This window comes from Erwinia pyrifoliae DSM 12163, assembly GCF_000026985.1.
GTDB lineage: Bacteria > Pseudomonadota > Gammaproteobacteria > Enterobacterales > Enterobacteriaceae > Erwinia > Erwinia pyrifoliae.
In genome coordinates, this window is record NC_017390.1 from 2,206,615 (window position 1) to 2,219,630 (window position 13,016).

Here is a 13,016-nt window from a genome sequence, read left to right on the forward strand (position 1 = left end):
CAAGTTTGATTAGGATCACAAAAAGAAAAAAAGTTATATCTGGCTCCGGCCGCCACCGGTGGAAAATCACTCACCTCGCTTGCCGTGAGCACCATCTCATGGCAAAAAGAGCTTTGATTTTTTGGCTAAACCCGTTTAGCTTGCTGGCAGTTATTCATTTCAGGACAAATACGATGAAACAAAGAATCTGGGTATTGGGTGATGCGGTGGTGGACCTGATCCCCGAGCAGGACAACCACTTGCTGAAATGCCCCGGCGGCGCTCCGGCCAATGTGGCGGTCGGTATCGCCAGACTGGGGGGAAACAGTGCCTTTATCGGCTGCGTAGGGGACGACCCGTTCGGCGCGTTTTTGCAGAAAACCCTGCAAACCGAAGGCGTCGATATCGGCAAGATGTTCCGCGCCGACGGCCAGCGAACCTCAACGGTTCTGGTATCCCTGGATACGGAAGGCGAACGCCACTTCACCTTTATGGTTCGTCCTTCCGCCGATCTCTTTTTGAGCACGGATCGCCTGCCGTCATTTGCCCGGGGTGAAGGCCTGCATCTGTGCTCAATAGCCCTGAGTGCTGAACCCTCACGCAGCGCGGCGATGCATGCCATGCACACCATTAAGCAAGCGGGTGGCTGGGTCAGTTTCGATCCTAATCTGCGAGCGGACCTGTGGCCGGATGATGAGGAGATGGCACGGGTCGTGGCACAGGCTTTCGAGCTGGCAGACATCATCAAGTTGTCTGAGGATGAGCTGGTTTCCCTGACCAGTAGTGCAGCCCTGGAAAAGGGGATCGACCAGTTTACAGCCCGTTACCAGCCTGCATTATTGCTGGTGACACGCGGCAGTCAGGGCGTCAGCGTCTGGCAGTCGGGTCGCCTGCAGCACTTTGCCGCCCCGAAGGTTGAAGTGACAGATACTACCGGTGCCGGCGATGCCTTTGTTGCCGGCCTGCTGGCGGCGCTGGTGCTGGAAACAAATCCTCTGCAACCACAGCGGCTGGAGTTCGCCGTACAGCAGGCACAGCATAGCGGTGCGGCGGCCACCACCGCGAAAGGGGCTATGACGGCCTTGCCTTACGCTGCCGATCTCGTTCGCTTCAGCCAGTAGCAGGCATTACCTGCCCGATTCCAGTGGCTGCTCAAAAACGTCATGCGTTTTGAGCAGCACGGGTGCTGGCTCCGAAGGGGCGAGGCGCGGGGTTGAGCCGGGTAGCAAGCGGCTGCCACCCCCCCTGCTGCCTGAAGTATTGCCGGGAGAATTGCTAACCAGGTCACACTTCCCTGTTTGGGTGAATAAATCTGATTGAACAGCCTAATTCATTTCGCTTACCCTCCTGCCGAACCGGTTTAGCAAAACAATAAAATTATTACTCTGGGAAAGCATTAAATGACCAAACCTTATCTGATTTCTCTGGCCATCGGCATTGCCCTGGGCGCGCCGGCTATCGGCTATGCGGCCCCGACTCTGAGCAGTCTTGAGGCGCGGATGATGGCCATGGAACAACGCCTGCAACAGGCTGAAAAGCGCGCTGCACAGGCTGAAACGCGCGCCAGCGAGGCGGAAAAGCAGGTTGCACGCCTGGAGCAACAGGCAACAGATTCTGAAGTCGAACCGGTGGCCGTTGCTTCTGCCCCGGTGAGTGCCACTTCCCCGGCGCCCGTGGCCGCGCTGCCCGCGCCGACCATGGCGGCAAGTGAAGGGTTTGAGTTTCATGGCTATGCGCGTTCCGGGCTGATTATGAACGATTCAGCGGCCGCAACGCAGAGCGGGCCGTATCTCACCCCGGCCGGAGAAACCGGCGGGGCGGTGGGCCGTCTGGGCAATGAGAACAATACTTACGTTGAACTCAATCTTGAACACAAGCAGCGCTTAGCCAACGGCGCCACCACCCGCTTCAAGGCCATGCTGGCAGACGGGCAGCGTGACTATAACGACTGGACGGGCAGCACCAGTGAACTGAATATCCGCCAGGCGTTCGTCGAGCTGGGTAGCCTGCCGACCTTTAGCGGCGTATTTACAGACAGTACCCTTTGGGCAGGTAAACGTTTTGACCGTGACAATTTCGATATTCACTGGCTCGATTCGGACGTGGTGTTCCTTGCCGGAACGGGCGGCGGCATCTATGACGTGCAGTGGCAGAACGGGTTGAAAAGTAATTTCTCGCTGTACGGACGTAACTTTGGTGATATCGAAACCATTGATAACACTATCCAGAACTATATCGTCACCAGCAATAACTTTGCCGGCCCGTTGCAGCTGATGGTGAGCGGCTTGCGTGCCAAAGATAACGACCTGCGCGTAAATAAGAGCCGTGAAAACCACAACGCCGGCGACAGCGGCTTCCACGCCATGCTGGCATTACACAACGACAGCTTTTGGGGCATGCGAGCAGGTACGGCGAAAACCGCGCTGCTGTATGGTCGTGGTCTGGGCGCCGAGGTGAAAGGCGTCGGTTCGGACGGAAATCTGACGCAGCAGGCGGAAACCTGGCGCCTGGCTAGTTACGGTGTCACGCCGATAAACAACACCTGGAGCTTCGCTCCGGCGATACTGGCGCAAACCAGCAGCGATCGCTATGCCGCCGGCGACCATTATCGCTGGGCGACGCTCAACGCTCGATTTATCCAGGCGATAAACCAGAATTTCGCGCTGGCATACGAGGGAAGCTATCAGTACATGGATCTCAATCCGCAAGGATACAAAGACCGCCAGGCCGTGTCCGGCAGCTTCTGGAAGCTAACCTTCGCCCCAACCTTTAAGGTCGCAGACATTGGCGACTTCTTTACCCGCCCTGAAATCCGCATTTTTGCCAGCTGGATGGACTGGAACCGCTCTCTCGATCGCTATGCCAGCGATGATGCCTTCGGCAGCAGCGGCTTCGCTGCCGGTGGCGAATGGAATTTCGGCGTACAGATGGAAACCTGGTTCTGATACGCGCCTGACAACATGAAAAGATGGTGAAAAAGTGAATATTGAAAAAACAGCTCGTGAACTGATACCTCTACTCGGCGGCCGCGAGAATATCGCCAGCGCCGCGCACTGCGCCACACGCCTGCGCCTGGTGATGGTAGACGACGAAAAAGTGCAGAAAGAGGCGATAGAAGCGCTGGAAGGGGTCAAAGGCTGCTTCCGTAATGCCGGTCAGATGCAGATTATCTTCGGTAGTGGCATCGTCAATAAAGTTCATGCGGCCTTTGTGCGTGAGGCCGGGATCGGCGAGTCGAGTAAAAGCGAAGCGGCAGATATCGCCGCGAAGAAACTCAACCCGCTACAGCGTATTGCACGCGTACTGTCCAATATTTTCGTACCGATCATTCCGGCGATTGTCGCGTCTGGTTTGTTGATGGGCCTGCTGGGGATGGTGAAAACCTATGGTTGGGTCGGCGCCGACAGCGCACTGTTTATCATGCTCGATATGTGTAGCTCTGCGGCGTTTATTATCCTGCCCATCCTGATCGGTTTCACCGCCGCGCGTGAATTCGGCGGCAACCCCTATCTCGGCGCGACGCTGGGCGGGATCCTCACTCACCCCGCGCTGACTAACGCCTGGGGCGTAGCCAGCGGTTTCCACACCATGAACTTCTTCGGTCTGGAAATTGCGATGATCGGCTATCAGGGCACGGTGTTCCCGGTTCTGCTGGCGGTGTGGTTTATGAGCCACTGTGAGAAACGTCTGCGGCGGCTGATCCCGGATGCGCTGGATATCATCCTGACGCCGTTCCTCACGGTGATTATCTCTGGTTTTGTTGCGCTGCTGATTATCGGCCCGGCGGGACGCGCTTTCGGTGATGGCCTTTCACTGGTGCTGAGTACGCTGATCGGCCATGCAGGCTGGCTGGCCGGGCTGCTGTTCGGCGGACTCTATTCGGTTATCGTCATCACCGGCGTGCATCACAGCTTCCACGCGGTGGAAGCCGGGCTGCTGGGTAACCCCTCAATTGGGGTAAATTTCCTGCTGCCGATTTGGTCGATGGCTAATATAGCTCAGGGCGGAGCCTGCCTGGCAGTATGGTTTAAAACCCGTGATGTCAAAGTTCGCAGCATCGTCCTGCCCTCTGGCTTCTCTGCCATGCTGGGGATTACCGAGGCGGCCATTTTCGGGGTTAACCTGCGCTATATTAAACCGTTTATTGCCGGGTTGGCCGGCGGCGCGGCTGGCGGAGCCTGGGTGGTCACTATGCACGTCAATATGACCGCCGTTGGCCTGACCGCCCTGCCCGGAATGGCGATCGTACAGGCCAGTTCGCTGGTCAATTATCTGATCGGAATGGTTATCGCGTTCAGTACCGCTTTCGTGCTGTCCCTGCTGTTGAAAATCAAGTTTGAGGTTAAAGCATGAGCGAAGCCCATTTGCTGAAACAGGCGCTGTGCGCAGTCCTGAGCGGTCAGCAGCGTGCGGCGCGTGACCACCACCGCCCGGCGTGGCATCTTGCCCCTCCCGTTGGGTTGCTGAACGATCCCAATGGATTTATCCAGTTTAATCAGCGCTATGTCTTGTGCTACCAGTGGAACCCGCTGGCATGCAAGCACGGTGCCAAGTTCTGGGGTCAGTGGAGCTCCTCCGATTTGGTGCACTGGCGGCATGAGCCGCTGGCGTTAGCCCCCTCGGAAAACTATGAAAGCCACGGCTGTTATTCAGGTAGCGCGGTGAATAATCAGGGCGTGCTGACGCTTGTCTATACCGGCAACGTCAAATACGACGACGGCAGCCGCACGGCCTGGCAATGCCTGGCGACGCGCGATGAACAGGGTGAATTTCACAAGCTGGGACCGGTTCTGGCTCTGCCGGAAGGCTACACCGGCCATGTGCGCGATCCCAAAGTGTGGCAGCACGATGGCCAGTGGTATATGGTGCTCGGCGCACAGGATCTGCAGCTGCAGGGCAAAGTGCTGCTGTTACGTTCGGCTGACCTGCACCAGTGGACGCTGCTGGGAGAGATTGCCGGTAGTCAGCTTAACGGGCTGGGTGACTTCGGCTATATGTGGGAATGCCCGGATCTGTTCGAGCTGGACGGCAGTCACGTTCTGGTGGTCTGCCCCCAGGGCCTGGCGAGCGAGGCCAGGCGTTACCGCAATACCTTCCAGAGTGGTTACTTTTGCGGCCAGCTTGACCATGACAGCGCCAGCTTCTGTCACGGGCAATTTCAGGAACTGGATCACGGCTTTGAGTTTTATGCGCCGCAAACCTGTCTGAGCGATGATGGCAGGCGGCTGCTGATTGGCTGGATGGGCATCCCGGATGGCGATGAGTTTTATCAGCCAACCAAAGCGCACGGCTGGATGCACATCATGACCTGCCCGCGCGAGCTGACGCTGTGCGCCGGTCGGATCCACCAGCAGCCGGCGCGCGAACTGCAACAGCTGCGCCAGCAGGAAATCCGGCTTGATGGCTGTGCCGAAGATCTGCCGGCGCTGGATATTGACAGCGCCGAGCTGGAACTGTCCGTCGACGGCGTCTGCCGTGCCAGCTTCGGCGACGGGCTAACGCTGTGCATTGAGCAGCAGGGCATCAAGCTGTGCCGGAATAATTTGCGCAGCGGCGAAGCGGAAGAGCGCGACTGGATGGGCGAGGTGCGCACGTTGCGCATTCTCTGCGATCGTTCAAGCATTGAGATATTTATTAACGATGGTGAAGGGGTGATGTCATCGCGCTACTTCCCCGCTGCGGAACCGCGACTGCGTTTTAGCGGCAGCGCGCAGATAGCGCTGCTTTACTGGAGGTTGCAACAATGCGTGATAGAATAGGACCACGATCCATCGCGCCTAAGCCACTGTGACTAAAAACAAACGTATTACCATTAACGATATTGCCCGGCTGGCGGGAGTGTCAAAATCTACCGCCAGCCTGGTGCTGAACGGCCGGGGGAAAGAGTTACGCGTAGCGCAAGGAACCCGCGATCGTGTGCTCGATATCGCCCGCCAGCAGCACTATCAACCCAGTATTCACGCCCGCGCTCTCAACGCCAGCCGCAGTCATACCCTCGGGCTGGTGGTGCCGGAGATGACCAACCACGGTTTTGCGCGTTTTTCACATGAGCTTGAAATGCTGTGCCGCGACGCCGGATTACAGCTGCTGATCGCCTGTACCGCCGAAAATGCCAGTCAGGAAACTTTGGCGGTAAACAACCTCATCCAGCGTCAGGTTGACGGGCTTATCGTCGCCTCAAGTATGTTAAACGACGCACAGTATCAGAAAATTAACCAGCAGCTGCCGGTGGTATTGTTTGACCGCCACCTCGGAGACTCGTCGCTGCCGCTGGTGATCACCGCCGCCGTAGAGCCGACCGCCACGCTGGTACAGGCCGTTATGCGCGAAGGCTATGACGAGATCTATTTTTTCGGCGGACAGCCGCGCATTTCGCCCACGCGCGACCGCCTCGCCGGGTTCCATCTTGGCCTGGAGCGCGCCGGGATCGCCGCTAAACCAGAATGGATTATGCACGGACACTATCATGCCAGTTCAGGCTATGAACTGTTTGCTGAACTCCACGCGCAGCTTGGACGCGTGCCACAGGCGCTGTTCTGCGCCGCCTGCGGGCTACAGGAAGGCGTGCTGCGCTATCTTAGCCGGCATCGCCTGCTGAATACCCCGATGCATCTGAGCAGCTTTGACGATCACTACCTGTATGACGCGTTGTCGGTGAGCATTGATACCGTGGAACAGGACGAACGCCTGCTGGCCTGGAACTGCTTTGAGATGGTCACACAGCTGATTGACGAGCAGACGCCGCACTCCACCCAGCGTTGGCTGCCGGCGCGCATTAAATGGCGGCGCGCCACGCCGTTCACCAATGAAATGTGATGCGGGCAGTCCGCATGCTGCACAAGTTTTTTCAGCGGGTTAATTAACGACCCATGCAGGGTTTACGCGGCAAACACCTATTTTCATCGCATAATGGCAACAAAATAGGGTCAAGAAAGCTTACTTAGCTTAGAATATAACAATAAATATCGCTATTTTTCATTCAGATGAAAGGTGAAAGTGCAGAATTAACGCCACTCATTTTATTTGTATTTAACAAACCGTAAAATGACGTAAAAAACCCTTATGGCTGAGAATAAGAGGTTATACTTTCACCACTTGTCTTTCATTTTGTCAGACTGTGTCTAACAGACCTGCAGTGTCGCTACAGGTCACAGGCTATGGATAAGGAGCGTTCGCCTATGAATGCACACGACAGCATTAAAACCCGTCATAAAGAGTCTTCCCTGCTTTTACCCCTCGCTGCACTGGTTATTTTATGGTTTTGGGGTAACACCTCTTCCATTGCGTTGGTGACAACTATCAACCTGATTGCGCTGGTGGCAATTCTTAGCAGCGCTTTCAGCGTGGTACGTCATGCTGACGTGCTGGCTCATCGTCTTGGCGAGCCTTATGGCTCTTTGATCCTCAGCCTGTCGGTGGTGATTCTGGAGGTCAGCCTGATTTCCGCGCTGATGGCCACCGGCGACGCCGCGCCGGCGCTAATGCGCGATACGCTCTATTCCATCATCATGATCGTAACCTGCGGGCTGGTGGGTTTTGCTTTACTGCTTGGCGGGCGTAAATTTGCCACCCAGTACGTTAACCTGGCCGGCGTTAAGCAGTACCTGATCGCCATCTTCCCGTTAGCCATGATTGTGCTGGTATTGCCGAATGCACTGCCGGGCGGCAATTTTACCGTCGCTCAGGCATTGTTGGTTTCAGCCATTTCGGCGGCGATGTACGGTGTATTCCTGCTGATACAGACTAAAACTCACCAGAGTCTGTTTATCTATGAGCATGAAGATGAAGGGGAAGATCCACAGCATGGTAAACCCTCCTCTCATTCCAGTACCTGGCATACTCTGTGGCTGATCGTGCATCTGATTGCGGTGATTGCAGTCACGAAAATGAATGCCAATACCCTGGAATCACTGTTGACCGAGCTGGATGCTCCGGAGCAATTTACCGGTTTTCTGGTGGCACTGTTGATCCTTTCACCTGAAGGGTTGGGTGCGATTAAAGCGGTTCTGGCCAACCAGGTACAGCGTGCAATGAACCTGTTCTTCGGTTCAGTACTGGCCACCATTTCACTCACGGTTCCTGCGGTGACGATTATCGCTACCCTGACAGGACAACAGCTGATCTTTGGTCTGGAAGCACCCCAGATGGTGGTAATGATATCTGCGCTGCTGCTGTGCCAGATATCATTCTCCACCGGCCGCACCAATGTACTGAACGGTGCGGCGCATCTGGCATTGTTTATTGCCTATCTGATGACGGTTATGCTCTGATTTGCGCCGGGGCACGGCCGTTACCGCGCCCCCTTTCAGCCTGGCAGCCAACGCACCTGCAGCTTGAAGTATGACGGGTATACCCTAAATAATTCGAGTTGCAGGAAGACGGCAAATGTGTGAATCCCGATGAGCTGACACCAGTCAGTGATTCGGGTGAACACATGCAGCCAACGCACCTGCAGCTTGAAGTATGACGGGTATTGACGGGGATTATTGTTGAGCCTGCACCTTATATTCCAGCGAATGCCCGCTTCCCGTCAGCGTCAGGCTTTGTGCGGTCACCTTAACGGCAGCCCCGTTCATCAGCACCGTACTTAACGTCTGTTCCCACTGGTTTAGCAGCGGGTCGTTGCACATCATCCGGGTTGATGCCAGCTGCGGCACCTTCAGCTGGCCTTTCTCCAGCTTACCCTGACCGAAGAAACGGTTACACATTACGCCGCTTACCTTTAACCCGGCGTTAAAACCGATCCCAGGCTTAATGCCATCTCGTAACGTCACCGCGTTACCATCCACGGCGCTCAACACAAACATACGGTTTGCCAACAGTGCGCTGTCAGACTGCGCGGCATTACCGCTACAGCCGCTCACGGCGACGGCGGCCAGCATTAACAAGCTACTTTTCTTCATGATCATTCCTTAAGAGACTTTCCATTTTTGGTTCAAAACGCATTGTGCAGCATTAACGGGCCGGTGACAGGCCCGTAGGCATCGGATATCAGTCAGTTGCTGGTATCAAGCTGCGGGAAATTTTTTATCAAATCGTCGATGGCTTTCATCTGCAACAGGAACGGCTCAAGCTTGTCGAGCGGCAGAGCCGACGGGCCGTCGCACTTAGCGTTTGCCGGATCCGGATGCGCCTCGATAAACAGACCCGCAATGCCGACCGCTATCCCGGCGCGAGCCAGTTCGGTCACCTGACCGCGACGGCCGCTGGATGCGGCACCCATCGGATCGCGGCACTGCAGCGCATGGGTTACGTCAAAAATAACCGGACTGTTACCCGATACCTGCTTCATCACGTTAAAGCCCAACATGTCGACCACCAGGTTGTCATAGCCGAAATTAGCGCCGCGATCGCACAGGATGACCTTCTCATTACCGCCTTCAGCGAACTTATCGACGATATTCCCCATTTGACCCGGACTGACAAACTGCGGTTTTTTGACGTTGATCACCGCGCCGGTTTTCGCCATTGCTTCAACCAAATCAGTCTGGCGCGCAAGGAACGCGGGCAGCTGGATAACATCCACCACGTCGGCAACCGTCTGCGCCTGACTCGCTTCATGAACGTCAGTAATAATTTTCACCCCAAAGGCCTGTTTGATCTCCTGGAAGATTTTCATCCCCTCTTCCAGACCCGGCCCCCGGTAGGAGTGAATCGAAGAACGGTTGGCTTTATCAAACGAGGCTTTGAACACATAAGGGATGCCCAGTTTCTGGGTGACGGTGACGTAATGTTCACAGATACGCATCGCCAGATCGCGCGATTCCAGCACGTTCATGCCACCAAACAGCACGAAAGGCAAATCGTTTGCTACGTTGATATCGCCAATGCTAACCACTTTTTGTTTCATCTCTTCGCCTTATTTCTTAGGTTCACTTGCGTTAGTGAAGGACAATCTGCTTCTGTTCAATGGAGTGGATCTGAACTTTTATCATCTCGCTGATCGGATCTTCCGGGCACTGTTCAACGAAGTAGGTCAGATCGCTGAGCGCGACGTGAGTGCATTCAAGCTGGGCAAAAATAAGTCCGCGATCGCGGATTTCGTACGGATCTTCCGGGTCCATCTGTACCAGCACCTCGCTGGCATGCAGTGCCAACTCCATCTGCTTTTCGTCCATCAGCGCGGACTTCAGGGTATCCAGCATTTTGCGCAGTACCATCATGGGTTCAGCTTCCTGGAGATCGTCTTCGTACAATTCTGCCCCCGGCCCGATATTCCCCTTCAGCCACACTTCCAGCTGATGTTCATCCAGCGTTTCGCCGTCAAACGGGTTAATCAGCCACAAATCTTGATCGACCCATTCAGCACGCAGGATCAGCTGCGTCGGGAAGATCACCGGAAGCAGAGGAAGATTCAGCTTGCCGGCAATATGCAGAAAAATAATGCCAAGTGACACCGCAGTCCCCTGGCGGGTGCGCAGTACCTTATCCAGCCATAACGTATCTGAAAGGCGGTAAACGCCGCTGGCACCACCAAACCCCCAGCGACCCCAAAAAAGTTCAATCAGTTGCTCAAACTGCAAATCCGCAGCCAGTTCGGGGGAGATTTCAGCACGCGCCTCATCAACCAGCGTCGAAAGCTGGTTTCTGGCATATTCTGCCGGGAAGTCGCTGCGAATAGATTGCGATGCAGTAATGATCGCCTCACTCAGTGATGTGGTACTAAAATCGAATTCGATTAACGACATGATACAAACCCCAGCAGTGGCATTTTAGTGGTGGCTAATCGGATAACCGCCAGCAAGGCGACCAGTGCCACAATGAACGCCCGCCAACGCACTTTCTGCGCGCGTGGACGGCCCCCCAGGGCGATAAAGCTCAGAACCAGGCAGATGATAACGCCAAACGGTTTTTCAGTCAGCCAGTTGCCCTGCACGCTGAACGGATAGAAATGAGTCATCATGACCAGCAACCCGCCGGCGATAGGCAGCAGCGTGTCGTTCAGATGCGGCACAATGCGCTCCCAACGCTTTTGCAGCAGAGTTGCGGGCGTCTGTAACCAGTAGCAACGCAGCACGAACATCAACAGGGTGATGGCGACGGTTAGCAGACAGAGGTTGTTAAGCGGAATGTAGCCGTCGGCCATTTAAAGTTCCTTATCAACGGTCTTTTGCCCGTAAGTGACGCGATCGTTGCCGCCGTAATCCTGGCAGGTTGCAATCTGGCAAAAGTGGTGGTCACTTAAAATTTGTCGTATCTGTGCGCCCTGCTGCCAGCCGTGCTCTAACAGCAGCCAACCGCCATTGGCTAAATATTGCCCGGCTTGTGCGGCGATAATTTTGATATCGGCCAGCCCGCCATCGCCAGCAACCAGCGCGCTGGCAGGTTCAAAGCGCACGTCCCCCTGTGACAGGTGCTTATCTGTGGCATCGATATACGGTGGGTTGCTGACAATCACGGCAAACTGCTGTTGCTTAAGCGCCGAGAACCAGTCGCCTGGCATAAAGGTGGCATTAGTCAGGCCCAGCCTGGCGGCATTGTGCTGTGCCAGCGCGACTGCAGCCGGAATGCGATCGATACCAATGACCTGGCAGTCAGGGCGTTCACTGGCCAGCGCCAGCGCTATTGCTCCGCTGCCGGTGCCGAGATCCAGTATCGAACCGGCCGCGACGGGAAGATGCGCCAGCGCCTGCTCCACCAGCACTTCGCTGTCTGGCCGGGGAATGAGCGTATCCGGCGTTACGCTCAACGAAAGCGACCAGAACTCGCGTTCACCCGTCAGGTAAGCTATCGGCTCACCGGCCGTGCGCCGTTTAAGAAGCGCATCGAGTTGTGCCAGCGCGGCTGCATCCAGCTCGCTGTCATCAAATCCGATCAGCCAGGCGCGGGATTTGCCTGTTACGAACCCCAGCAGGATCTCCGCGTCGCGTTTGGGGCTGTCACTTTCGCTGAGTTGCGCCGTTGCGGCACGCAGCCAGTCACGTATCTGCATTAGTCCTGCCCGGAAAGTGCCGCCAGCTGATCGGCCTGATATTCCTGCACGATTGGCTCAATGAGCGCATCGAGCTTACCTTCCATTGCTTCATCCAGACGATAAATGGTCAGATTGATACGGTGGTCGGTCACGCGGCCCTGAGGGAAGTTGTAAGTCCGGTTACGGTCGGAACGATCGCCGCTGCCGAGCAGGTTGCGACGTGTCGACGACTCTTCCTGCTGGCGGCGCGCCATCTCGGCAGCACGAATACGTGAACCCAGCACGCCGAGCGCTTTGGCTTTGTTTTTGTGCTGAGAACGTTCGTCCTGACACTCCACGACGATCCCGGTTGGCAGGTGGGTAATACGGATAGCCGAGTCGGTGGTGTTAACGTGCTGTCCTCCCGCGCCGGAGGATCGGAAAGTATCTATTTTCAGATCGGACGGATTGATATCCGGCAGCTCGGCTTCCGGCAGCTCAGGCATCACCGCCACGGTGCAGGCCGAGGTGTGGATGCGGCCCTGCGATTCCGTTTCCGGCACGCGCTGAACGCGATGCCCGCCAGATTCGAACTTCAGACGTCCGTAAGCCCCCTCGCCGATCACTTTGGCGATGACCTCTTTGTAACCACCGTGCTCGCCTTCGTTGGCGCTCATCACTTCCACTTTCCAGCGCCTGTATTCGGCATAGCGACTGTACATGCGGAACAGGTCGCCGGCGAAAATTGCCGCTTCGTCGCCGCCGGTTCCGGCACGCACTTCCAGATAGCAGTTGCGTTCGTCATCGGGATCTTTTGGCAACAGCAGTACCTGAAGTTGCTGTTGCAACTCGTCGCTGGCGGCGCGTGCTGCCTGTAACTCTTCCTGCGCCATTTCGCGCATTTCGGCATCGCCGAGCATCATTTCTGCGGTTGCCATGTCTTCCTGGCACTGCTGCCATTGACGAAAACAGCGGCTGACATCGGTTAACTGGGCATATTCACGCGATAACGCGCGAAAACGTTCCTGATCGGCAATGACGCCCGCATCGCCCAGCAGTGCCTCGACCTCTTCGTGGCGCTCCTGTAAGGCTTCCAGTTTGGCAACAATAGAAGGCTTCATTCGTATCATTTTACCTTGTAAAA

Annotated in this window: 12 protein-coding genes; 6 read left to right on the top strand and 6 right to left on the bottom strand. The window is 56.0% G+C overall.

The genetic code is table 11. The annotated features are described in order from the left end of the window. The first annotated feature begins 173 nt into the window (after positions 1 to 173). The 6 genes from EPYR_RS09830 (at position 174) to chaA (ending at position 8,249) form a co-directional block, all read left to right on the top strand. Positions 174 to 1,100, top strand: coding sequence for an aminoimidazole riboside kinase (locus EPYR_RS09830; protein ID WP_012668256.1), 927 nt, complete (start codon positions 174 to 176; stop codon positions 1,098 to 1,100). Between the two features lie 279 nt (positions 1,101 to 1,379). After that, the gene (locus EPYR_RS09835) at positions 1,380 to 2,924 is read left to right on the top strand and encodes a carbohydrate porin (RefSeq protein WP_012668257.1); all 1,545 of its coding nucleotides are present in this window, start codon (positions 1,380 to 1,382) and stop codon (positions 2,922 to 2,924) included. Positions 2,925 to 2,958: 34 nt separating this feature from the next. Further along, the gene (locus tag EPYR_RS09840; protein ID WP_012668258.1) at positions 2,959 to 4,332 is read left to right on the top strand and encodes a sucrose-specific PTS transporter subunit IIBC; all 1,374 of its coding nucleotides are present in this window, start codon (positions 2,959 to 2,961) and stop codon (positions 4,330 to 4,332) included. Next, positions 4,329 to 5,738 (top strand): sucrose-6-phosphate hydrolase, encoded by a 1,410-nt coding sequence (locus EPYR_RS09845; RefSeq protein WP_012668259.1) that lies wholly within the window; start codon positions 4,329 to 4,331, stop codon positions 5,736 to 5,738. Before EPYR_RS09840 ends, EPYR_RS09845 begins: the two co-directional genes overlap by 4 nt. A 28-nt stretch (positions 5,739 to 5,766) precedes the next feature. After that, positions 5,767 to 6,795 carry a substrate-binding domain-containing protein gene (locus EPYR_RS09850; RefSeq protein ID WP_012668260.1) on the top strand — a complete coding sequence of 343 codons (1,029 nt, stop codon included), beginning with the start codon at positions 5,767 to 5,769 and terminating at the stop codon, positions 6,793 to 6,795. Between the two features lie 362 nt (positions 6,796 to 7,157). Further along, positions 7,158 to 8,249, top strand: a complete 1,092-nt coding sequence (gene chaA, locus EPYR_RS09855; RefSeq protein ID WP_012668261.1) for a sodium-potassium/proton antiporter ChaA — start codon at positions 7,158 to 7,160, stop codon at positions 8,247 to 8,249. 213 nt (positions 8,250 to 8,462) lie between these two features. Here the strand turns inward: chaA and EPYR_RS09860 are convergent, their stop codons facing one another. From EPYR_RS09860 to prfA, 6 genes are all read right to left on the bottom strand, one after another. Then, a complete protein-coding gene (locus tag EPYR_RS09860) occupies positions 8,463 to 8,882 on the bottom strand; it encodes an META domain-containing protein (protein WP_012668262.1) in 420 nt (139 codons plus the stop codon). Between the two features lie 92 nt (positions 8,883 to 8,974). After that, on the bottom strand, positions 8,975 to 9,829 hold the full coding sequence (kdsA, locus tag EPYR_RS09865; protein WP_012668263.1) for a 3-deoxy-8-phosphooctulonate synthase: 855 nt from the start codon (positions 9,827 to 9,829) through the stop codon (positions 8,975 to 8,977). Positions 9,830 to 9,860: 31 nt separating this feature from the next. Beyond that, positions 9,861 to 10,667 carry an invasion regulator SirB1 gene (gene sirB1, locus EPYR_RS09870; protein ID WP_012668264.1) on the bottom strand — a complete coding sequence of 269 codons (807 nt, stop codon included), beginning with the start codon at positions 10,665 to 10,667 and terminating at the stop codon, positions 9,861 to 9,863. Next, positions 10,658 to 11,065 carry a SirB2 family protein gene (locus tag EPYR_RS09875; RefSeq protein WP_012668265.1) on the bottom strand — a complete coding sequence of 136 codons (408 nt, stop codon included), beginning with the start codon at positions 11,063 to 11,065 and terminating at the stop codon, positions 10,658 to 10,660. The genes sirB1 and EPYR_RS09875 overlap by 10 nt, the downstream gene beginning before the upstream one ends. After that, on the bottom strand, positions 11,066 to 11,911 hold the full coding sequence (gene prmC / locus EPYR_RS09880) for a peptide chain release factor N(5)-glutamine methyltransferase (protein ID WP_012668266.1): 846 nt from the start codon (positions 11,909 to 11,911) through the stop codon (positions 11,066 to 11,068). Then, on the bottom strand, positions 11,911 to 12,993 hold the full coding sequence (gene prfA, locus EPYR_RS09885) for a peptide chain release factor 1 (protein WP_012668267.1): 1,083 nt from the start codon (positions 12,991 to 12,993) through the stop codon (positions 11,911 to 11,913). The genes prmC and prfA overlap by 1 nt, the downstream gene beginning before the upstream one ends. Positions 12,994 to 13,016: the final 23 nt, after the last annotated feature.

Excerpts from the sequence above, each read along its gene's own strand:
- EPYR_RS09830 (WP_012668256.1), top strand. The coding sequence starts at position 174 with ATGAAACAAAGAATCTGGGTATTGGGTGATGCGGTGGTGGACCTGATC.
- EPYR_RS09835 (WP_012668257.1), top strand. The coding sequence starts at position 1,380 with ATGACCAAACCTTATCTGATTTCTCTGGCCATCGGCATTGCCCTGGGC.
- EPYR_RS09845 (WP_012668259.1), top strand. The coding sequence starts at position 4,329 with ATGAGCGAAGCCCATTTGCTGAAACAGGCGCTGTGCGCAGTCCTGAGC.
- chaA (WP_012668261.1), top strand. The coding sequence starts at position 7,158 with ATGAATGCACACGACAGCATTAAAACCCGTCATAAAGAGTCTTCCCTG.
- EPYR_RS09860 (WP_012668262.1), bottom strand. The coding sequence starts at position 8,882 with ATGAAGAAAAGTAGCTTGTTAATGCTGGCCGCCGTCGCCGTGAGCGGC.
- kdsA (WP_012668263.1), bottom strand. The coding sequence starts at position 9,829 with ATGAAACAAAAAGTGGTTAGCATTGGCGATATCAACGTAGCAAACGAT.
- sirB1 (WP_012668264.1), bottom strand. The coding sequence starts at position 10,667 with ATGTCGTTAATCGAATTCGATTTTAGTACCACATCACTGAGTGAGGCG.
- EPYR_RS09875 (WP_012668265.1), bottom strand. The coding sequence starts at position 11,065 with ATGGCCGACGGCTACATTCCGCTTAACAACCTCTGTCTGCTAACCGTC.
- prmC (WP_012668266.1), bottom strand. The coding sequence starts at position 11,911 with ATGCAGATACGTGACTGGCTGCGTGCCGCAACGGCGCAACTCAGCGAA.
- prfA (WP_012668267.1), bottom strand. The coding sequence starts at position 12,993 with ATGAAGCCTTCTATTGTTGCCAAACTGGAAGCCTTACAGGAGCGCCAC.